General features: G+C 64.0%; 19 protein-coding genes. 12 read left to right on the forward strand and 7 right to left on the reverse strand.

Annotation, left to right across the window (positions count from 1 at the left end; genetic code table 11):
• Positions 1–12: 12 nt before the first annotated feature.
• The 3 genes from BMX92_RS12445 to coxB form a co-directional block, all read right to left on the reverse strand.
• On the reverse strand, positions 13–762 hold the full coding sequence (locus BMX92_RS12445) for a class I SAM-dependent methyltransferase (RefSeq protein ID WP_177185028.1): 750 nt from the start codon (positions 760–762) through the stop codon (positions 13–15).
• A 156-nt stretch (positions 763–918) separates the two neighbouring features.
• Positions 919–2,601, reverse strand: coding sequence for a cytochrome c oxidase subunit I (gene ctaD / locus BMX92_RS12450; protein WP_093016882.1), 1,683 nt, complete (start codon positions 2,599–2,601; stop codon positions 919–921).
• Between the two features lie 17 nt (positions 2,602–2,618).
• A complete protein-coding gene (coxB, locus tag BMX92_RS12455) occupies positions 2,619–3,626 on the reverse strand; it encodes a cytochrome c oxidase subunit II (RefSeq protein WP_093016884.1) in 1,008 nt (335 codons plus the stop codon).
• A 288-nt stretch (positions 3,627–3,914) separates the two neighbouring features.
• On the opposite strand from coxB, the gene pyrE reads away from it, so the two are divergent.
• The 6 genes from pyrE (at position 3,915) to BMX92_RS12485 (ending at position 8,496) form a co-directional block, all read left to right on the forward strand.
• Complete coding sequence (gene pyrE, locus BMX92_RS12460) at positions 3,915–4,496, forward strand: orotate phosphoribosyltransferase (protein ID WP_093017018.1); 582 nt, start codon at positions 3,915–3,917, stop codon at positions 4,494–4,496.
• A 2-nt stretch (positions 4,497–4,498) separates the two neighbouring features.
• Positions 4,499–5,227 carry a pyridoxine 5'-phosphate synthase gene (locus BMX92_RS12465; protein WP_093016886.1) on the forward strand — a complete coding sequence of 243 codons (729 nt, stop codon included), beginning with the start codon at positions 4,499–4,501 and terminating at the stop codon, positions 5,225–5,227.
• Between the two features lie 148 nt (positions 5,228–5,375).
• Complete coding sequence (gene acpS / locus BMX92_RS12470) at positions 5,376–5,777, forward strand: holo-ACP synthase (RefSeq protein ID WP_093016888.1); 402 nt, start codon at positions 5,376–5,378, stop codon at positions 5,775–5,777.
• Complete coding sequence (lepB, locus tag BMX92_RS12475; RefSeq protein ID WP_093016890.1) at positions 5,777–6,706, forward strand: signal peptidase I; 930 nt, start codon at positions 5,777–5,779, stop codon at positions 6,704–6,706. Before acpS ends, lepB begins: the two co-directional genes overlap by 1 nt.
• Positions 6,707–6,727: 21 nt before the next feature.
• On the forward strand, positions 6,728–7,813 hold the full coding sequence (locus BMX92_RS12480) for an AI-2E family transporter (RefSeq protein WP_093016892.1): 1,086 nt from the start codon (positions 6,728–6,730) through the stop codon (positions 7,811–7,813).
• 344 nt (positions 7,814–8,157) lie between these two features.
• Entirely contained in the window at positions 8,158–8,496 is a 339-nt protein-coding gene (locus BMX92_RS12485; protein ID WP_093017020.1) for a hypothetical protein, read from the forward strand.
• A gap of 67 nt (positions 8,497–8,563) precedes the next feature.
• Here the strand turns inward: BMX92_RS12485 and BMX92_RS12490 are convergent, their stop codons facing one another.
• Together BMX92_RS12490 and rpsU are read right to left on the reverse strand one after the other, a co-directional pair.
• Complete coding sequence (locus BMX92_RS12490) at positions 8,564–9,139, reverse strand: FKBP-type peptidyl-prolyl cis-trans isomerase (protein ID WP_093016893.1); 576 nt, start codon at positions 9,137–9,139, stop codon at positions 8,564–8,566.
• Between the two features lie 70 nt (positions 9,140–9,209).
• Entirely contained in the window at positions 9,210–9,416 is a 207-nt protein-coding gene (gene rpsU, locus BMX92_RS12495) for a 30S ribosomal protein S21 (RefSeq protein WP_056686590.1), read from the reverse strand.
• Positions 9,417–9,641: 225 nt separating this feature from the next.
• Here rpsU and BMX92_RS12500 point away from each other — a divergent pair, with 225 nt between their 5' ends.
• Positions 9,642–10,400: a class II aldolase/adducin family protein gene (locus BMX92_RS12500; RefSeq protein ID WP_093016895.1), complete on the forward strand. Its 759-nt coding sequence runs from the start codon at positions 9,642–9,644 to the stop codon at positions 10,398–10,400.
• A gap of 114 nt (positions 10,401–10,514) precedes the next feature.
• On the opposite strand, the gene BMX92_RS12505 is transcribed toward BMX92_RS12500, so the two are convergent.
• Positions 10,515–14,087 (reverse strand): hydantoinase B/oxoprolinase family protein, encoded by a 3,573-nt coding sequence (locus tag BMX92_RS12505; protein WP_093016897.1) that lies wholly within the window; start codon positions 14,085–14,087, stop codon positions 10,515–10,517.
• Positions 14,084–14,410 (reverse strand): hypothetical protein, encoded by a 327-nt coding sequence (locus tag BMX92_RS27350; RefSeq protein ID WP_177185029.1) that lies wholly within the window; start codon positions 14,408–14,410, stop codon positions 14,084–14,086. The genes BMX92_RS12505 and BMX92_RS27350 overlap by 4 nt, the downstream gene beginning before the upstream one ends.
• 5 nt (positions 14,411–14,415) lie before the next feature.
• Between BMX92_RS27350 and BMX92_RS12510 the strand changes: the two genes are divergently transcribed.
• The 5 genes from BMX92_RS12510 to BMX92_RS12530 all read left to right on the forward strand — a co-directional run bounded on the left by BMX92_RS12510 (position 14,416) and on the right by BMX92_RS12530 (position 18,774).
• A complete protein-coding gene (locus BMX92_RS12510; protein ID WP_093016899.1) occupies positions 14,416–14,643 on the forward strand; it encodes a zinc-finger domain-containing protein in 228 nt (75 codons plus the stop codon).
• 168 nt (positions 14,644–14,811) lie between these two features.
• Entirely contained in the window at positions 14,812–16,254 is a 1,443-nt protein-coding gene (tldD, locus tag BMX92_RS12515) for a metalloprotease TldD (RefSeq protein WP_093017022.1), read from the forward strand.
• Between the two features lie 91 nt (positions 16,255–16,345).
• Positions 16,346–16,921 carry a DUF924 family protein gene (locus BMX92_RS12520; RefSeq protein WP_093016901.1) on the forward strand — a complete coding sequence of 192 codons (576 nt, stop codon included), beginning with the start codon at positions 16,346–16,348 and terminating at the stop codon, positions 16,919–16,921.
• Positions 16,922–17,075: 154 nt separating this feature from the next.
• Positions 17,076–17,414 (forward strand): P-II family nitrogen regulator, encoded by a 339-nt coding sequence (locus tag BMX92_RS12525; RefSeq protein WP_004209785.1) that lies wholly within the window; start codon positions 17,076–17,078, stop codon positions 17,412–17,414.
• A 13-nt stretch (positions 17,415–17,427) separates the two neighbouring features.
• Entirely contained in the window at positions 17,428–18,774 is a 1,347-nt protein-coding gene (locus BMX92_RS12530; RefSeq protein ID WP_093016903.1) for an ammonium transporter, read from the forward strand.
• Positions 18,775–19,320: the final 546 nt, after the last annotated feature.

The raw sequence follows: 19,320 nt of genomic DNA on the forward strand, positions 1-19,320 counted from the left end.
TTGTCCGATGAATCAGCCAGGAATTTCGCGCGGCTGGAACCGGCGCGCCAGCGGCAGTTGCTTCCTGCACGCGATGAGATCCTGATGATTGTCCCAGGCGCGCGGCTTGTTGATGATCGGGATCAGATCGGCATCAAGGCAGATTTGCGTCATCTTCGAGGGATGAGTCGCCGAGGTGCCATAATCGGCCGTCCATTCCTTGTAGATGGCGTAGCCATAGCCGCGCTCGCCATATTCGCGCAGCACCTTTTCCCGACCGGCGTCGTCCAGGCCATAAGGGGTCTTGGGGCTGGTGAGGAGATTCAGCACATATTCGCCATGATAAGTGAAGACGATAATGCCGTTTTCGCTCAACTGATCCTGCAAGTAAGCAAGAACCCGGCGGGTTTCGAATTCCGATAGATGGGTAAAGAGCGATCCGACCCAGATCAGGTCGAATTTGCGCGGCATGTCTTCGCGCAGGCTGATGTCCGCCTGGATGATCGTCGCGCCCAGATTGAGCGCCCGCGCACCCGCGACGGACGGACCGTCGGCATCCACCCCATAGAGATCGGCCGTGGGAAAGCCTGCGCGCAGCCAGCGCAGGACGCGACCGAAACCGCAGGCATAATCGAGAACGGAGGTTACGGCCGCCATGTTCGACCCGGCGACATTGAGCGCCTGTCGAATATGCCCGAGCGCATTCGACCCTACCGACAGATAATGCCGCGCGCTGCCATACATGGTATCGCCCGGCACCAGCGTCAGGCTGACATCCGGCATGAATTGATCCTGGCCATGCAACAACAATGAGTGGCTATGGATATCCAGCAACGTGGTTTTCTGACTCATCATTCCCCCAGAAACACGCAGATTTTCAACAAGAAAGGCGCAACATTGATGTCGCGCCTTTCAAATCCTGTCAAACTTTTCAGGACATCAATGATGCACGCTGTCTTCGATCACTGGCAGCGTTTCGAACTGGTGGAAGGGCGGCGGGCTGGACAGGGTCCATTCCAGCGTCGTGGCGCCTTCGCCCCAGGGATTGCCCTCCGCCTTCCTGCCGGCCGCGAGCGACCAGATCAGGTTGATGAAGAAGATCACCATGCCGCTGGCCATGACCATATAGCCCATGGTCGCGACCCAGTTCCAATGCTCGAACGCCGCCGGATAATCGGGGTAGCGACGCGGCATGCCCGACAGGCCCAGGAAATGCATCGGGAAGAACAGCAGGTTCACGCCGATGAAGAAGACCCAGAAATGCAGGTGGCCGAGGAACTCGTTATACATCTTGCCCGACATTTTCGGGAACCAGTAATAGAAGCCCGCGAACAGGCCGAACACCGCGCCCAGCGAGAGGACGTAATGGAAGTGGGCGACGACATAATAGGTGTCGTGCAGCACATCGTCCACGCCGCCATTGGCCAGCACGACGCCGGTCACGCCGCCCACGGTGAACAGGAAGATGAAGCCCAGCGCCCACATCATCGGCGTCTTGAAGCTGATCGACCCGCCCCAGATGGTCGCGATCCACGAGAAGATCTTGATGCCCGTGGGGACGGCGATGACCATCGTCGCGGCGGTGAAGTACATCTTCACATTCACCGACATGCCGGTGGTGAACATATGGTGCGCCCAGACGACGAAGCCGACCACGCCGATCGCGACCATGGCATAGGCCATGCCGAGATAGCCGAAGACCGGCTTGCGGCTGAAGGTCGAGATGATCTGGCTGACGATGCCGAAGCCCGGCAGGATCATGATATAGACTTCGGGATGGCCGAAGAACCAGAAGAGATGCTGGTAGAGTTCGGGATCGCCACCGCCGGCGGCATCATAGAAGGTGGTGCCGAAATTGCGGTCGGTCAGCAGCATCGTGATCGCAGCGGCCAGGACCGGGAGAGCCAGCAGCAGCAGGAAGGCGGTGACCAGCACCGACCAGACGAACAGCGGCATCTTGTGCAGGGTCATGCCCGGCGCGCGCATGTTCAAAATGGTGGTGATGAAGTTGATCGCGCCGAGGATCGACGAAGCGCCCGCGATGTGCAGCGACAGGATCGCCATGTCGACGGCGGGGCCAGCCGATCCGCTGGTCGAGAGCGGGGCATAGACGGTCCAGCCGGTGCCCGCGCCATTGCCGGTGCCGCCAGGAACGAAAGTGCTGCCGAGCAAAAGAACGAACGCGGGGATGAGCAGCCAGAAGCTGACATTGTTCATCCGGGGGAAGGCCATGTCCGGCGCGCCGATCATGATCGGCACGAACCAGTTGCCGAAGCCGCCGATCATCGCGGGCATGACCATGAAGAAGACCATGATCAGGCCGTGGGCGGTGATCAGCACGTTCCACAGATGATAGGCCTGGTCCAGAGTCGCCTCCGGCCCGTCCATCATCATCGCCCATGTGTGCAGATACTGAATGCCCGGATGGGCCAGTTCGGCGCGCATAAGCCCCGAAATGCCACCGCCGATGATACCGGCGACGATCGCGAAGATCAGGTAGAGGGTGCCGATGTCCTTATGATTGGTGGACATGAACCAGCGCTGGAAGAAGGCTGGCTTGTGATCGGCATCATGATGATCATGGGCATGATCGCCGTGATGATCCGCGGTGATGGTGGTCATGACGTTCCTACCCCTGATCAGATTTTCTTCTCGGTCGCGGCGGGAGCGGCTTGTGCCGTCTTTTCCGCTGCGCCCTTCAGGCTGCCGCCCTGCGACAGCACCCACTGGTCGAACTGTTCGGGCGGCAGCGCCTCGATCGCGATCGGCATGAAGCCGTGGCGCGCGCCGCACAGTTCGGAACATTGGCCGTAATAGACGCCCGGCTTTTCGATGAAGACGCTCTTTTCATTGAGGCGGCCGGGGACGGCGTCCATCTTCAGCCAGAGCGAGGGCACGGCGAAGGCGTGGATCACGTCCGCGCCGGTGATGATCAGCTTGACCGGGCGCCCGGCCGGCAGCACCAGACGATTGTCGGGCGCCAGCAGATAGGGTTCGCCATTGGCCTTCGCCTTGTCTTCGGGCAGCAGGTTGGACACATATTCCGGGATCGCATTGTCCGGATATTCATAGCCCCAATACCATTGATAACCCGTGACCTTGACCGTCAGCGCATCCTTGGGCGCGGGCTTATACTGGTCGGCCAGCAGGCCGATCGAGGGCACAGCGACGATCAGCAGGATCACGACCGGCAAAACCGTCCAGATCACTTCGATCAGCGTGTTGTGCGACGTCTTGGACGGCACCGGATTAGCGCTGCGGCGATAGCGCCACATCACATAGAGCATCAGGATCAGCACGAAGACCGAGATGATGGTGATCAGCGGCAGCAGCAGCACGTCGTGCAGCCAGCGCGCGGTGTGGCCGGTGGGGCTGAATTGCTTTTGCAGGGTGATTTCACCCGGCATCGGCATACCGATGCCTTCGGTCGGCTTCATGCGCGGCGGCGCGGCGACCTTGGGCGCGGCGGGCGCCGCTTCGGCTGTCGGTGCGGTGGCGTTGGAGGCCGATTCGGCCGGTGCGGCGGCATTGTCCGCTGCGGGCGCGGCAGCGACACTATTGTCCTGTGCGAGTGCCGATCCATTCAATGCGAGTGCGGGCATCAAGGCCAACAACCCGGCGAGAACGAGCGATTTCACCGTTTTCATAGCGTCTTCGTACCCCTAACCCCTTGGCGCCGCTGCAACGAAGACGCACTTTATGCGCTATGGTCCTCGCCCGTTTCGGTTCTTCCGCGGCTTATAAGCAGGCTTTTCCCCTGCCTCAAGCATGAGGGAGCAGATTTTCTTCGCTGTTGCAACGCTTCCCTTGGCCGCCTATTCGGCAGGCAGAGCGCACAGGGGCGCGATCATGGCGGGCCGAAGGGCCGGTCATGCTGACGGAATGGCGGACCGGACGCAGCAGCGGCGGGCCGCCCGACATGGATAGTGGACGGCATGAACGACGAGGAAGTATTGGCGGAATTCCGGGCGGCGGGGGCGCTGCTCGAAGGACATTTCATCCTGTCTTCGGGCCGCCGCAGCGCCAATTATCTGCAATGCGCCCGCGTGCTGATGAATGCGGAGCGGGCCGGCAAGCTGGCCCGCGCCACCGTGCAGAAGCTGCCCCGCGAATTGCGGCAGGAAATCGATCTGGTCGTGTCGCCCGCCATGGGCGGCCTGATCATCGGCCATGAAATCGGCCGCGCGCTGGACAAGGACGCGGTGTTCCTGGAACGGCCGGACGGCTTTTTCGAGCTGCGTCGCGGCTTCGCCATCACGCCGGGGCAGAAGGTGCTGATGGTCGAGGACGTCGTGACCACCGGCCTGTCGTCGCGTCAGGCGATCGAAGCGGTCGAGAAGGAAGGCGGCATCGTCATCGCCGAAGCGGCGCTGGTCGACCGGTCGGCTGGTGAAGTCGATCTGGGCGTGCCCTTCTACCCGCTCGTCTCGATCAACTTCCCGGTCTATGACGAAGACGCCGTTCCGCCAGAACTGGCGGCGGTCCCCGCGATCAAGCCCGGCAGCCGGAAGCAGTAACGATGACCATGCCCCTTCGCCTTGGCGTGAATATCGACCATGTGGCGACCATCCGCAACGCGCGGGGGGGCGAACATCCCGATCCGCTTCGCGCGGCCTTTATGGCAGTTGAGGCGGGGGCCGATGGCATCACGGCACATCTTCGCGAAGATCGGCGTCACATCAGGGATAGAGATATCGATGCGCTCGTAAACGGGATCAGCGTACCGCTGAACCTGGAGATGGCGGCGACGCAGGAGATGCTGGACATCGCCCTGCGCCACAAGCCGCACGCCGCCTGCATCGTGCCGGAAAAGCGCGAGGAACGCACGACCGAGGGCGGGTTGGACGCCGCCGGGCAGTTTGCGACGCTGCAACCGATCGTGACGGCGCTGAACGAGGCCGGCATTCGCGTCAGCCTGTTCATCGAGGCGGACGCCGCGCAGATCGACGCGGCGATTCGGCTGGGCGCGCCGGTGGTGGAATTTCATACCGGCGCCTATGCGCATCTGAGCGGCGAGGCCCGCGCGGTCGAACTGCGCCGCATCGCCGACGCCGCCGCGCTGGCTGCCAAAAATGGCATCGAGCCGCATGCCGGCCACGGCCTGACCTTCGACAATGTCGCACCGATCGCCGCCATCCCGCAGATCGCCGAACTCAATATCGGCCATTTCCTGATCGGCGAGGCGATCTTTGGCGGGCTGGAAGCGAGCATCCGCGAGATGCGGCGGCAGATGGATCTGGCGCGGTGATTCCTCCCCGGCACGGGGAGGGGGACCGCCAGCGAAGCTGGTGGTGGAGGGGGCTGGCCTCTGGGCAGGCCCTGTCATGTTTCGCTGCACTCCCCCTCCACCACGTCGCTGCGCGCCGCGGTCCCCCTCTCCTTGCAGGGGAGGAGAGATGATCATCGGCCTTGGCTCCGACCTCTGCAATATCGAGCGTATCCAGAATTCGCTCGACCGGTTCGGTGAGCGATTCGTGCAGCGCGTCTTTACGCCGGTGGAGCAGGCCAAGGCCGAACGCCGCCCCTTCACCAAGGCAGGCACGCTGGCCAAGCGTTTTGCCGCCAAGGAGGCTTTCTCCAAGGCGGTGGGCACCGGGTTCAAGGCCGGGGTGTTCATGAAGGATATCGGCGTCGTCAACGCGCCGTCGGGCGCGCCCACGCTGGCGCTGACCGGGGGGGCGCTCAGGCGGCTGGAATCGATGGTGCCGGCGGGGCATAAACCCGTCATTCATCTGACGCTCACCGACGATCATCCATGGGCGCAGGCCTTCGTCATCATCGAAGCCCTGCCCCTGTAATGACCAACCCGATCACCGATCCCGACGCCCCCAAGGAAAGCCCGCCCGTGACGGCCATCGACCTGCCCGAAGACCAGACCATATCGGATGCCCCGACCCCGGCGGAGGCCAAGACCCCGGTCAACTGGTTGCAGGAGGTGAAGAGCATCACCCTGCTGATCCTGGCGGTGCTGGCGTTCCACAGCTTCGTCGCCAAGCCTTTCTACATCCCGTCCGAATCGATGATGCCGGTGCTGCTGACCGGCGACCGGCTGGTGGTGAGCAAATTCCCCTATGGCTGGTCCTATGTCTCGCCCAGCTTCCACCCCCTGCCCTTCATGAAGGGGCGCGTGCTGGGCCGCCTGCCCGAGCGCGGCGACATCGTGATCGTGTCCCCACAGAACCGGCGGGAAGATTATATCAAGCGGGTGATCGGTCTGCCCGGCGACATTATTGAGGTGCGCGGCGGTCAGGTGATCCTGAACGGCGTGGCGGTGCCGCAGAAGGTGCTCAAGCCCCTGCGCATCCCCGTGGACGGCAATGCCCCCTGCCCGCCGCTGCAATTCCCCGGCGCGCTGGTGACGGGCAAGGATGGCAAGGAATATTGCGAACTGCCGGTGCGGCAGGAAATCCTGCCCAATGGCAAGACCTATGTCACGATCGACATGGGTCCGAGCGCGCTGGACTGGTATGGCCCGGTGCGGGTGCCCGAAAACCATGTCTTCCTGATGGGCGACAATCGCGACAACAGCGCCGACAGCCGCGCGCCGCTGGAGGAAAATGGCCTGGGTGGACCGGTGCCGTTCGAGGCGATCGGTGGCCGGGCGGAATTCATCACCTTCAGCCTGGACGGCGATTCGACCTGGAATCCGCTGACCTGGCTGCATGCCTTCCGTAGCGGACGGGCGGGGAACAGCCTGCGGCCGGAGAGCGTTGCAGCAGCGAAATAACCGACGAAGGGGCACCGGCTTTTGAGCGACACGAACAGACAGCATGTCGAGGAACCCGGCCCCAGCGAAGTTCGCAGTCCGTTAGTCAGCCATGAATTGCAGCGCGCGGGCGTGTGGTTCGCGCTGGCCATCGCCATTGCTATGGTGGTGCTGCTGGCGCAGCCGCTGATGCTGATCATGGGCGCGCTGGTGCTGGCGACGATGATGGACGGCGGCACGCGGCTGCTGGGCCGGGTGCTGCCGATTTCGCGCGGATGGCGCCTGACCATCGTGCTGCTGGGCGCAGTCGCCTTCATGGCCTATACTTTCTACCTTACCGGATCGAGCCTGGCGGCGCAGGCGCAGGCGATGCGCACCATCGTCGAGGCACAGGTGGCGCGGGTCGGCGGCTGGATGCAGCAATTGGGCATCAGCACCACGCCCGACGACCTCAAGAGCCTGGCCAGTCAGGCGATGAGCAGCATGGGCCGGGTGACGGCGGCGGTCGGCACGGCGGTCGGCGCGGTGACGAGCGGCGTCATGATGCTGGTTCTGGCGATCTTCATCGCGGTCGAGCCGAAACTCTATGAGCGCGGCGTCGCCTGGATGCTGCCGATGGAGAAGCGCGCCCATTTCTACGCCATCGCCGACAAGATGGGCTGGACGCTGCGCCGGCTGATGTTCGGCCGGCTGATCGGCATGGCGGTGGAGGGCGTGGGCACATGGCTGTTGCTGTGGGCCGGCGGCGTGCCGATGGCGGGGCTGCTGGGCATATTGACCGGCCTGTTCGCCTTCCTGCCCAATATCGGATCGATCATATCGGGCGTGCTGATCATATTGGTCGGCTTTTCCGGGGGCACCGACACGGGCCTCTATGCCTTTGGCGTCTATCTGGCGGTGCAGGTGATCGACGGCTATCTGATCGTGCCGATGGTGGCCAAGCGCGCCACCGATCTGGCCCCGGCGCTGGTGCTGGCGGCGCAGATATTGTTCGGCGCGCTGTTCGGCCTGATGGGCCTGTTCCTGGCCGATCCGATCGTGGCGATGATCAAGGTCTATCTTGAGGAACGGTCCAAGGCGCTGAAGGGACGGGCGAAGGATGGCGCCAAGGCGGAGCCGGGCGTTTAGGGCGCATAGCGCTAGAATGTTGCGCGTTAACCAGTTTCCGTTCGTCCTGAGCCTGTCGAAGGACGTTGCGCGCGTCGTTGACCTTCGGTCGCCTGCGGCCCGACAGGCTCAGGACGAACGGCTCTGAGTCAAACCTCTGATCGCTTAACTTCGCATATTTCCCGTGAATCGTGAAATTTCCTGTCTTTCTCGCGATATATTGTGACAAGCCTTCGTTCAATGCGCAGCCCTCCCGTCTAGGCCGATACCGGCAGATAGGACAGGTATCCGCTTTTGCGCTGGATCATTTCGCCCGCTTCTGCGCTTCTCTATAAAGGCAGAGGATGACGAGAAGGACGCGAATGATGTCGATGCATCTGGACAAGCAGAAGAAGCTGCATTTCGACCTGACCAATGTGGGCATGCGGGCGCAGGCGACCGCGGTGGGCATGTTGCAGATGTGCCTGGAATTGCGGCGCGCGGGCGTGCTGGACGAAGCGGCGATCGAGCGGATCAAAAATGCGATCGCCTGTGACATCGAGGTGTCGGCGCCGCGATCGGTCGCCAATGCCGAATATCGGCGCGACATCAAGGCGCGGCTCGACAAGCTGTTTGCGGGCGAAGAGCGGGTCGGCAGTGCCGATGCGCTGGCCTTTGGCGCCAGCCCGGTCACAGATGATTCGGTCTGTCAGGGGCACGCCTGAACGCAGGCAAAGAAAAAGGGGCCGGAAACGGCCCCTTCTCCTGATCAGACTGGCTGGCTGATCTGACTTACTGGCCGCCCTGCGGCATCGCACCCTGGGGCATGGCACCCTGCTGCTGCTGCATCTGCTGCTGGATCTGCATCAGTTCCGCCTTCGACTTATAGTCGTGGAGCGTGACGTCGAACACCAGCACCGAACCGGCCGGGATCGGGCCGGCGGCCTGATCGCCATAGCCAAGCTGCGGCGGAATCCAGAGGCGATACTTGCCGCCCTTCTTCATCTTTTGCAGGCCTTCGGAGAAGCCCGGCACCACGCCGTCGATCGGCATGGCGGCCTGCGGATTCTCGTCGAACACGGTGCCGTCGAGCAGCGTGCCCTTATAACCGACCAGCGCCACGTCGGCGGTGGTCGGGCTGGCGCCCGTACCTTCCGACAGGACTTTGAACTGAAGGCCCGATTCGGTGGTCACGACACCGTCCGCATGGGCATTCTGGCTCAGGAAAGCGGCCGGCGAAGCGTCCACGCCCTGCTGTCCCGCCCAGGCAAGACCACCAGCCGCCAGAGCGACGGCGGCAACGCCGATCCAGAGCCGCGTCAGCGACCCCTTGGCAATAGGGCGAAGGGGGACAGCCGTGATGGACATGGGCGTTAAGCTCGCAATTCAAGGGCAGGATAAGCAAGGAAACGGGGCGCGGGTGCGCCCCGGACGGCGCTTACTTCGCGCCGTCGCGCTCTGCGCGCTTGCGTTCCATCTTGCGGGCGCGACGGACCGCAGCAGCCTTTTCACGGGCGCGCTTTTCCGACGGCTTTTCGTAGTGACGACGCAGCTTCATTTCGCGATACACGCCTTCACGCTGCAGCTTCTTCTTGAGCGCGCGAAGAGCCTGGTCGACATTATTGTCGCGAACGATGATCTGCATAAGTCCGTTAATCTCCAATCGAAAACGAGCGGTTCGCCGGGACTTGTCTGTCCATCCCGACGGGCCGACCGAATAGCAAAGCCAGTGAGTCGTCGCGGGTCACCCCACGCCATGTGGGCGGCGCCCTACCAGCAGGGCCATGGGAATTCAACCCAAAAGGACCATAGCTCGACATTCCGGGCGGATCGGCGGATAGTGGCGGCATAAAAATACAGGAGGATCGCCATGGCCACCGCCGCGAAACGGCCCGATATGTCGCCCGCCGAATGGGAGGCGCGCCAGCAACTGGCCGCCTGTTACCGGATTTTCGACCATATGGGCTGGTCGGAACTGATCTACAACCACATCACCCTGCGCGTTCCCGGTGAAGATAGCGCATTCCTGATCAATCCCTTTGGCCTGAGCTATGGGGAGGTGCGCGCGTCCAATCTGGTCAAGATCGATATCGATGGGCAGGTGCTGGACGGCAGCCCCTATCCGGTCAATCGCGCCGGCTTCACCCAGCATAGCGTGTTCCACCGGCATTTGCCCGACGCCCATTGCATCATCCATACCCATACGACGGCCGGGATGGCGGTGAGCGCCTGTGCCGAGGGGCTGCGGCCGATCAGCTTCTATGCCGCCGCCTTCATCGGGCGAATCGCCTATCATGATTTTGAGGGCGTCACGATTCGCGCGGACGAGGGGGAAAGGCTGATCGCGCATCTGGGGGACCAGCGGGCGATGATCTTGCGCAATCATGGGACGCTGGTGATGGCGCCCACCCTGCCCGAAGCCTTTCTGAAGCAATGGCTGCTCCAGCGCGCCTGCGAGATACAGGTGGCGGCCGGGGCTGCGGGGACGCCGATCGACATCCCGCCCGAGGTGATCGCGGTGCATCAGCGCGATCTGGCAGGGGTGCAATTGCCGGTGGGGCCGGGCGTGCCGGATTTTCAGGCGATGCTGCGGGTGATCGACAGGGTCGATCCGAGCTGGCGGGATTAGGGCGTAATTCCATCCATCTGAATCGTCATTGCGAGCGCAGCGAAGCAATCTATGGGTGCGCCAGTGGATTGCTTCGCTGCGCTCGCAATGACGGCGTGGACTAAGGCAAAGTCATCATAATTTAGGGCCGAATCCCCCGCCGCCCGGCGTTTCGATGATGAAGGCGTCGCCGGCCTGCAAGTGCGCGGTGGCGGTGGGGCCGAGCGGTTCGATCGTGCCGTCGGCGCGCTCCACCCGGTTGCGGCCGACATCGCCGGGCTGGCCGCCAGCCAGGCCGAAGGGCGGCACGGTGCGGCGGTTGGAGAGGATGCCGGCGGTCATGGCCTCCAGGAAGCGAATCCGGCGCAGACCGCCATTGCCGCCATGATGCGCGCCCTGCCCGCCTGAACCGGGGCGAATCGCAAATTCTTCCAGCAGCACGGGGAATCGGGTTTCGAGGATTTCGGGATCGGTCAGGCGGCTGTTGGTCATGTGCGTCTGAACCACATCGGCGCCGTCATAGTCGGGACCGGCGCCCGATCCGCCCGCGATCGTCTCATAATATTGGTGGCGGGCATTGCCGAAGGTGAAATTGTTCATCGTCCCCTGCGCCCCGGCCATGACGCCGAGCGCGCCGAACAAGGCGTCGGTGACGACCTGGCTGGTTTCGACATTGCCCGCGACCACGGCGGCGGGATGGCGGGGGCGCAGCATCGAGCCTTCGGGGACGAGGATGGCGATGGGTTTGAGGCAGCCATCATTCATCGGCACCGCCTCATCGATCAGGGTGCGCACGACATAGAGGACGGCGGCGCGCACGATCGAGGCGGGGGCGTTGAAATTGCCGGGCAGTTGCGCCGACGTGCCCGCAAAGTCGATGGTTGCGGCGCGGGCTTCCCGGTCGATCGAGACGGCGACATGGACAGTTGCGCCATTATCCATCGCATAGCTGAAACGGCCATCGTCCAGCTTGCCGATCAGGCGGCGGACGGCGGCTTCGGCCTGATCCTGCACATGGCCCATATAGGCGGATATCGTTTCGATACCGTAATTATCACTGATGCGGCGCAGTTCGCTGGCCCCCTTCGCACAGGCGGCGATCTGGGCGGAGAGATCGGCGATATTCTGGTCGATATTGCGCGCCGGGAAGGAGCCGGAGGCCAGCAGGGTGCGGATCGCCGCTTCGCGGAAATCGCCCTGATCCACGACGAGGAGGTTATCGAGCAGGATGCCCTCCTCCTCCACCGATTGGCTGCCGGGCGGCATGGAGCCGGGGGTGATGCCGCCGATATCGGCATGATGACCGCGCGCCGCGACATAGAAGCGGGGCGTGTCGCCATCGACGAATACAGGCATGACCACGGTGACATCGGGCAGATGGGTGCCGCCATCATAGGGGGCGTTTAGGGCATAGACATCGCCGGGCAGCATGCCGCGCCCGTCTATCGGGGCGCCGTCCGCGCCGGGGCCACGGCGGCGCAGGATGGCGCGGATGCTTTCGCCCATGCTGCCAAGATGCACCGGCATATGCGGCGCGTTTGCGACCAGATTGCCCTGCACATCGAACAAAGCGCAGGAGAAATCGAGGCGCTCGCGGATGTTGACCGAGGAAGCGCTATGCTGGAGCGCGGCGCCCATTTCCTCGGCAATGGCCATGAACAGGCCGCCCATCACCTCCAGTCGGACCGGATCGACGGCGGTGGCGTCGTCGCTTTGCGGTTTCGGGCGGGGCGTGTGCCGGGTGAGGAGGAGATTGCCGATCGGATCGAGCCGCGCGCGCCAGCCCGGTTCGACCGCCGTGGTGGAAACGGGATCGATGATGAGCGCAGGGCCATCGATGACGCTGTCGAGGGACAGGCCGGCACGATCATGGACCGGCGCTTGCGTCCCGGCATAGTCGACCTGCGCCAGTGGCGGGGCGGCCCGTTCCGCTATGGCCACGATATTGCCCATATCCTCGGCGGTGGAGGCGATCGCTTCCACGCGGGCCATGTCGATGAGGATGCGCCCCTGCCCTTCGAAGCCGAAGCGGGCGCGATGCTGGGTCAGGAAATCGGCGCGCATGGCGTCCGCCTCGCCCAGCGGCACGTCGAACAGGCTGTCGGTGCCGTCATAACGCAGGCGCAGCAGGGTTTCGGTGCGGTCGGCCTGTGGCAGATCGGCACGGGCGTCGGCGGCGAGCGCGGCAATGGCGTCGGAGAGCGCCGTCGCTTCGTCCAGCGGCAAGGCGAGGGTGCGTTCGCGCACGGCGCGGCGATCGGCCAGACCCATGCCATAGGCGGAGAGCACACCGCCCAGCGGGTGGATCATCACCCGGTCCATGCCCAGCGCGTCGGCGACCAGACAGGCATGTTGCCCCCCTGCCCCGCCGAAGCTGGCCAGCGTATAGCGCGCCACATCATGGCCGCGCGCGACCGAGATGCGCTTGATCGCATTGGCCATGCTGGCGACGGCGACGGCGATGAAGCCCTGTGCCGCCTCCCGCGCGGTCAGGCCGCGACCGGTCTCTTCCTTCACCTGCGCGCAGATGGCGGCGAAGCGCGCCTCCACGGCGGCGCTATCGAGCGGCTGGTCGCCATTGGGGCCGAACAGGCTGGGGAAGACATCGGGCTGGATCTTGCCCAGCATGACATTGCAGTCGGTGATGGTGAGCGGCCCGCCGCGCCGGTAGCAAGCGGGGCCGGGCACGGCGCCCGCCGATTCCGGGCCGACGCGGAAACGGCCATCGACAAAGGAGCAGATGGAACCGCCGCCCGCCGCGATGGTGTGGATGCGCATCATCGGCGCGCGCAGGCGCACGCCCGCGACCTTTGCTTCATTGTCGCGCTCATAGGCGCCGGCATAGTGCGACACGTCGGTCGAAGTGCCACCCATGTCGAAACCGATGACTTCGGTGAAACCGGCCTGCTCCGCCGTGCGCGCCAGACCGACAATGCCGCCGGCCGGGCCGGACAGGACGGCATCCTTGCCCCGGAACAGCGCGCCGTCGGTCAGGCCGCCGCTCGATTGCATGAACAGCATGTCAGCCTCCGCCCCCAACGCATCGTGCAGGCCATCGACATAGGCGCGCAGCACGGGGGAGAGATAGGCGTCGGCCAGCGTGGTGTCGCCGCGCCCGACCAGCTTGATCAGCGGCGCGACATCATGGCTGGCGCTGATCTGGGTGAAGCCGATGTCTGCGGCGATCTGCGCCAGCCGCTGTTCATGGGCGGGATAGAGATAGCCGTGCATCAGCACGATCGCGACGGCGCGCAGGCCCAGGTCATAGGCAGATTGCAGCGCGGCGCGGGCGGCATCTTCATCCAGTGCCGTGCGGATCGTGCCGTCGGCCATCAGCCGCTCTTCGATCTCGATCACATCGGCATGGAGCGGATCGGGCAGATGGATGGCGCGGGCAAACAGGTCCGGCCGTTCCTGCGTGCCGATGCGGATCGCATCGCGGAAACCGCGGGTGATCGCCAGCAGGACGGGCTCGCCCTTGCGCTCCAGCAGCGCATTGGTGGCGATGGTGGTGCCGATACGCAGCGAACAGGGCGGGATCGGGCCTTCGCCTGCGCCGGTCAGCCGCCGCACCGCCTCCACCGCCGCGTCGGCATAGCGTTCGGGGTCGCTCGACAGCAATTTGGCGGTGCGGAGGATGCCGTCGGGTGCGCGTGCGACCACATCGGTAAAGGTGCCGCCGCGGTCGATCCAGAATTGCCATGTCATGGGTGGGCGTGATGGCGGCACGCCCGGCGATTGGCAAGGCGGATCGGCGAACCATCCAGTCCGCCTACGTAACGTTCATGCTCCAGCAAGCATGGATGCGGCAGATGATGCTGCATGCCATTTGCAGCTTCCCTTGGCGGCACGGTCGCGCCGGTCCTGTTGATGCTGTCGCCCTTCGCGGTGATGGCGGCGAAGGATTGCAGCGTCTGGAAACCGGCCGCCAAAGTCGCAAAAGCCACCAGTGACACCCCCTGCACCCCGGCCCGCCCGCCGTTGATGTGACGGCGCATATTGCAGCGCAACCGTGCCGCTGCTAACGCCATGGGCCATGATCCAGCCGCCCGAAACCATCCGAGTCTCCAAGTCCCGCGTCTCCTGCGACGGTTCAGGGGACATTCCCGCCGCCCTCGGCCATCCGCGCGTCTTTCTGGAGATTGACGAACATGGCTATGTCGACTGCGGCTATTGCGATCGCCGCTTCGTGCTGATCGGTGGCGCGGCCGACACCCCCGACGTCGCGGCCAAGCCGGACATCGCCTCGGGCGCCAGCCTCTAACTCTATCGGCGGCGCTGCCGCTTATGAAAAACTCTGCGTTCTCTGCGCCTTTGCGCGAATAAATTTTTGCGCGCAGAGGCGCGGAGAAGGCAGAGCCATTTCGAGAGCCGCTTCGCGGCCTTGTTTTTGCCCTTGGGCGAACGCGACCTCCCGCCTATATCGGGCGGCATGACCGATCTCGCTTCGCAATTCACCGATGCCCGTGGCCTTCTCTATCGTCCGGGCCTGCTCGATCCCGATGGCGCGCGCCGCCTGACCGCACAGGCGCTTGGCCAGTGCGACGATGGCGAGCTGTATCTGCAATATCGGGCGAGCGAGAGCTTCGGCTTCGACGATGGCCGATTGAAGACCGCCGACTATTCGACCGACGCGGGCTTCGGCCTGCGCGGCGTGTCGGGCGAGATGACCGGTTTCGCCCATGCCAATGACCTCAGCGAAGCGGCGATCCGCAAGGCTGCACAGACGCTGACCCTGCTCGATCCGGCCAAGGGCCAGCCCGCCCCGCCGCCGCAGCGCACCAACCGCCATCTTTATACCGACGCCAATCCGCTGGAGATCGTGCCCTTCGCCGAGAAGGTCGCGCTCTGCGCCGAGATTGACGCCGCCGCCCGCGCCCGCGACCCGCGCGTCGCGCAGGTGTCCGTCAGCATCGCGGGAAGCTGGTCCGTGGTCGAAATCGTCCGCGCCGACGGCTTTACCGCCACCGACATTCGCCCGCTCGTCCGCCTCAACGTCTCCGTCATCCTGGAGGAAAATGGCCGCCGCGAAACCGGCGTGTTCGGCATTGGCGGCCGCTATCTCTATGATCAGGTCATGGATCCGGCGGTCTGGAACCGCGCCATCGACGAAGCGCTGGCGCAGGCCCGCGTCAACATGCGCTCGGTCGCCGCGCCCGCTGGTGAAATGACCGTGCTGCTCGGTTCCGGCTGGCCCGGCGTGCTGGTGCATGAAGCGATCGGCCATGGTCTGGAAGGCGATTTCAACCGCAAGGGCACCAGCGCCTTCTCCGGCCGCATCGGTCAGCGCGTCGCCGCGCCCGGCGTCACCGTGGTCGACGATGGCAGCATCATGGACCGTCGCGGCTCGCTCTCGATCGATGATGAAGGCACGCCGACGCAGGAAAATATCCTGATCGAGGACGGCATTCTCAAAGGCTATATGCAGGATCGCCTGAACGCCCGCCTGATGGGCGTCGCCCCCACCGGCAACGGGCGCCGCGAATCCTATGCCCACGCCCCCATGCCGCGCATGACCAATACCTTCATCAAGGGCGGCAAGGACGATCCGGAAGAGCTGCTCGGCCGCATGAAAACCGGCATCTTCGCCAAGAGCTTCGGCGGCGGTCAGGTCGACATCGTCTCCGGCAAATTCGTCTTCTCCTGCACGGAGGCCTATAAGGTCGAAAATGGCAAGCTGGGTGACCCGATCAAGGGCGCGACCCTGATCGGCGACGGCCCGACCGCCCTGACCAAGGTGGTCGGCATCGGCAGCGACTGGGCGCTGGATGAAGGCGTGGGCATGTGCGGCAAGGGCGGGCAAAGCGTGCCCGCAGGCGTGGGCCAGCCTACCTTGCTGGTGGAAGGCCTGACGGTCGGCGGTACGGCGACCTGACGAAATAAGGCTCCGGTCGGCAGTACGGCGACCTGAGCCTTACGCCCCATGAGTGGCGGGAACCGACCCGCTACTTCGTCATTGGGGTTATATGAACATGCTGACCGACAGCCATGATGCCGTGACCGCCGACTGGGCGGCCGCTTTGCTCGATTTCTGGTTCAACCAGATGGGCGAGGCGGGATGGTACAGCCATGATCCCGCGCTCGACCGGACCTGCATCACCCGATTCGACCAACTCTGGCGGGAAAAGCAGGCGCTGGCCGCCGACGCCTTTCTCGACCGGGCCGACGATGCGCTGGCGGCCGTGCTGCTGTTCGACCAGCTACCTCGCAACATGTATCGCGGCACGGCGCAGGCTTTCTCGACCGATGCGCTGGCGCGCGACATTGCGCGCGGCGCCATCGCGCAGGGCTATGACATCCAGATTGGCGGCGCGGGTCGCCTCTTCTTCTACATGCCCTTCCAACATAGCGAGGCGCTGGAGGATCAGGATCTGTCCCTGACCCTGTTTGAGGGCGCCGGGGACGAACGATCGCTGGAATTTGCGCGGGAACATCATGCAACCATTGCCCGCTTCGGCCGTTTTCCGCATCGCAACGCCGCCCTTGGGCGCCCTACCCTGCCCGCAGAAGCCGAGGCGGTGGCTGAAGGCGCGCGCTGGTAACAAAACTGCCCAAAATTTAGGCATCAATGCCGCACTGCCCATTTTTTTGGCGGTGCAGCATGGGCCGTCGCGGCCAAAGCCCGCATTAACCCGTCTTTAGCAATTTGGCACGCCTCTTGCTGGTAGTCGTCCGCACACCAAATAAGGGGGCGACATGAAACTTGTCATGGCTATCATCAAGCCGTTCAAGCTTGACGATGTCCGCGAGGCACTCTCCTCGCTCGGCATCGCGGGTATGACGGTCAGCGAAGTGAAGGGCTTCGGCCGCCAGAAGGGGCAGACCGAAATCTACCGCGGCGCCGAATATTCCACCAACATGGTCCCGAAGATCAAGATCGAGGTCGTTTGCGACGACGATCTGGCGCCCCGCGTCGTGGAAGCGACCCAGGCGGCGGCCAATTCGGGCGCCATCGGCGATGGCAAGATCTTCGTCCTCGATGTCGGTCAGGCCGTGCGCATCCGCACCGGCGAGACCGGCGAAACCGCGCTGTAAGAAGGGGGAAATAATGACCTTTTCCAAGAAACTTGGCGGCGTGGCGGGGGCTATGGCCCTGTCGCTCTTCACCGCCCTGCCCGCCTGGGCGCAGGACGCTGCCGCGCCTGCCGCCACGGTCGACAAGGGCGACGTCGCCTGGATGATGACCTCCACCATTCTGGTGCTGGCGATGATCCTGCCGGGCCTGGCCCTCTTCTACGGCGGTCTGGTCCGCAGCAAGAACATGCTGTCGGTGATGACGCAGATCGGCGCCGCCGCCTGTCTCGCCATGCTGATCTGGGTGATCTACGGCTATTCGATGGCCTTCGGTCCCGATTATACCAGCGGCCTCAGCAACTTCGTCTCGACCTTCGACAAGGCGTTCCTGAAGGGCATCACGCCCGCTTCGCAGGCCGCGACCTTCACCGCCGGCGTCGAAATCCCTGAATATGTCTTCGTCTCCTTCCAGATGACCTTCGCCGCGATCACCGTCGCGCTGGTGCTGGGTTCGGTGGTCGAACGCATCAAATTCTCGGCCGTGATGGTCTTCGCCGCCGTCTGGCTGACGATCGTCTATTTCCCGATCGCGCACATGGTGTGGGCGGCTTCGGGCTATTTCTTCAAGGCTGGCGCCCTCGACTTTGCGGGCGGCACCGTCGTCCACATCAACGCGGGCGTTTCGGCTCTGGTGGCCTGCATCATCCTGGGCAAGCGCATCGGCTATCCCAAGGAACCGATGGCTCCGCACAGCCTGACGCTGACGGCCGTCGGCACCGGCCTGCTGTGGGTTGGCTGGTTCGGCTTCAACGCCGGTTCGGCGCTGGAAGCCAATGGCTCGGCGGCTCTCGCCATGATCAACACCTTCGTCGCCACCGCTTCTGCCGGCCTCTTCTGGATGCTTGCTGAAAAGCTGAACGGTCACAAGGGTTCGGCTCTGGGCTTCTGCTCGGGCATCATCGCCGGCCTCGTCGCCGTCACCCCGGCCGCCGGCAACTCCGGTCCGTTCGGTGCGATCATCCTGGGCGCCGTCGCCTCGATCGTCTGCTTCTATGCCGTCACCGTCCTCAAGCCCAAGCTCGGCTATGACGACAGCCTGGACGCCTTCGGCATCCACGGCATCGGCGGCATGATCGGCGCCATCGGCACCGCCATCGTCTACTCGCCTGCCTTTGGTGGCCCCGGCGCAGCGGACTATGAAATCGGCGCCAAGCTGATCGTCCAGATCGAAGCGGTCGTCGTGACCATCATCTGGGCCTCGATCGGCACCGCCATCGCCATCTTCATCGCCAAGGCCGTCACCGGTCTGCGGGTCAGCCAGGAGGTCGAATATGAAGGCCTCGACCTCGGCGAACATGGCGAGCGCGCCTACAATCTCTAAGTTTGGCAGGGCGGGCCGTCCCACAGGGACAAGGCCCGCCCGCCCCACCTCGTTCCTCCTGCGAACATGCCTTGGGGCCGGTGTGAAAACACCGGCCCTATTTTTGTGGGTGGTTCTGGGGGCTGGCCGGATAAAGGGAGGGAGTCGAAAAAAATGCCGTCACCCAGGCCCCTTTGACCGGCTCAGGACGGACCTGATCCAGGGGCTCCTGATCTGGCGCTTGCGGAGAAAAGCCGGATGTCAGATCAAGCCCGGCATGACGAAGGCTATATAACGGCTGACGACCACTATCAGACGCCGGACCTTTAAGGTATTTGCACAAGGGACAGACCGCGAAGGGGGAATGGTGGTGATACGTCTTTGGTTTCTTGCAGTTTTCATGCTGACGGCTTGTGGGAACAGTGCCGAACAGCGACTACCAGCCACCGAAGTTGTCGCTCAGAAATTTATGGCAAATCCTCAACCGCCCGCACCGTCTCCGGAGCTACAAAAGCAGATTACTTTTATGGACGCATGCGCCGTTAAGCTCATCCGGGCCAGTGACAT

Source organism: Sphingobium sp. YR768 (assembly GCF_900111125.1).
GTDB lineage: Bacteria > Pseudomonadota > Alphaproteobacteria > Sphingomonadales > Sphingomonadaceae > Sphingobium.

Excerpts from the sequence above, each read along its gene's own strand:
- BMX92_RS12490 (WP_093016893.1), bottom strand. The coding sequence starts at position 9,139 with ATGTCCATCACGGCTGTCCCCCTTCGCCCTATTGCCAAGGGGTCGCTG.
- BMX92_RS27350 (WP_177185029.1), bottom strand. The coding sequence starts at position 14,410 with ATGGCGTTAGCAGCGGCACGGTTGCGCTGCAATATGCGCCGTCACATC.
- acpS (WP_093016888.1), top strand. The coding sequence starts at position 5,376 with ATGATCATCGGCCTTGGCTCCGACCTCTGCAATATCGAGCGTATCCAG.
- rpsU (WP_056686590.1), bottom strand. The coding sequence starts at position 9,416 with ATGCAGATCATCGTTCGCGACAATAATGTCGACCAGGCTCTTCGCGCG.
- BMX92_RS12505 (WP_093016897.1), bottom strand. The coding sequence starts at position 14,087 with ATGACATGGCAATTCTGGATCGACCGCGGCGGCACCTTTACCGATGTG.
- BMX92_RS12510 (WP_093016899.1), top strand. The coding sequence starts at position 14,416 with ATGATCCAGCCGCCCGAAACCATCCGAGTCTCCAAGTCCCGCGTCTCC.
- BMX92_RS12520 (WP_093016901.1), top strand. The coding sequence starts at position 16,346 with ATGAACATGCTGACCGACAGCCATGATGCCGTGACCGCCGACTGGGCG.
- BMX92_RS12500 (WP_093016895.1), top strand. The coding sequence starts at position 9,642 with ATGGCCACCGCCGCGAAACGGCCCGATATGTCGCCCGCCGAATGGGAG.
- tldD (WP_093017022.1), top strand. The coding sequence starts at position 14,812 with ATGACCGATCTCGCTTCGCAATTCACCGATGCCCGTGGCCTTCTCTAT.
- BMX92_RS12465 (WP_093016886.1), top strand. The coding sequence starts at position 4,499 with ATGACCATGCCCCTTCGCCTTGGCGTGAATATCGACCATGTGGCGACC.
- BMX92_RS12530 (WP_093016903.1), top strand. The coding sequence starts at position 17,428 with ATGACCTTTTCCAAGAAACTTGGCGGCGTGGCGGGGGCTATGGCCCTG.
- BMX92_RS12445 (WP_177185028.1), bottom strand. The coding sequence starts at position 762 with ATGCCGGATGTCAGCCTGACGCTGGTGCCGGGCGATACCATGTATGGC.
- BMX92_RS12525 (WP_004209785.1), top strand. The coding sequence starts at position 17,076 with ATGAAACTTGTCATGGCTATCATCAAGCCGTTCAAGCTTGACGATGTC.
- BMX92_RS12485 (WP_093017020.1), top strand. The coding sequence starts at position 8,158 with ATGTCGATGCATCTGGACAAGCAGAAGAAGCTGCATTTCGACCTGACC.
- coxB (WP_093016884.1), bottom strand. The coding sequence starts at position 3,626 with ATGAAAACGGTGAAATCGCTCGTTCTCGCCGGGTTGTTGGCCTTGATG.
- pyrE (WP_093017018.1), top strand. The coding sequence starts at position 3,915 with ATGAACGACGAGGAAGTATTGGCGGAATTCCGGGCGGCGGGGGCGCTG.
- ctaD (WP_093016882.1), bottom strand. The coding sequence starts at position 2,601 with ATGACCACCATCACCGCGGATCATCACGGCGATCATGCCCATGATCAT.
- lepB (WP_093016890.1), top strand. The coding sequence starts at position 5,777 with ATGACCAACCCGATCACCGATCCCGACGCCCCCAAGGAAAGCCCGCCC.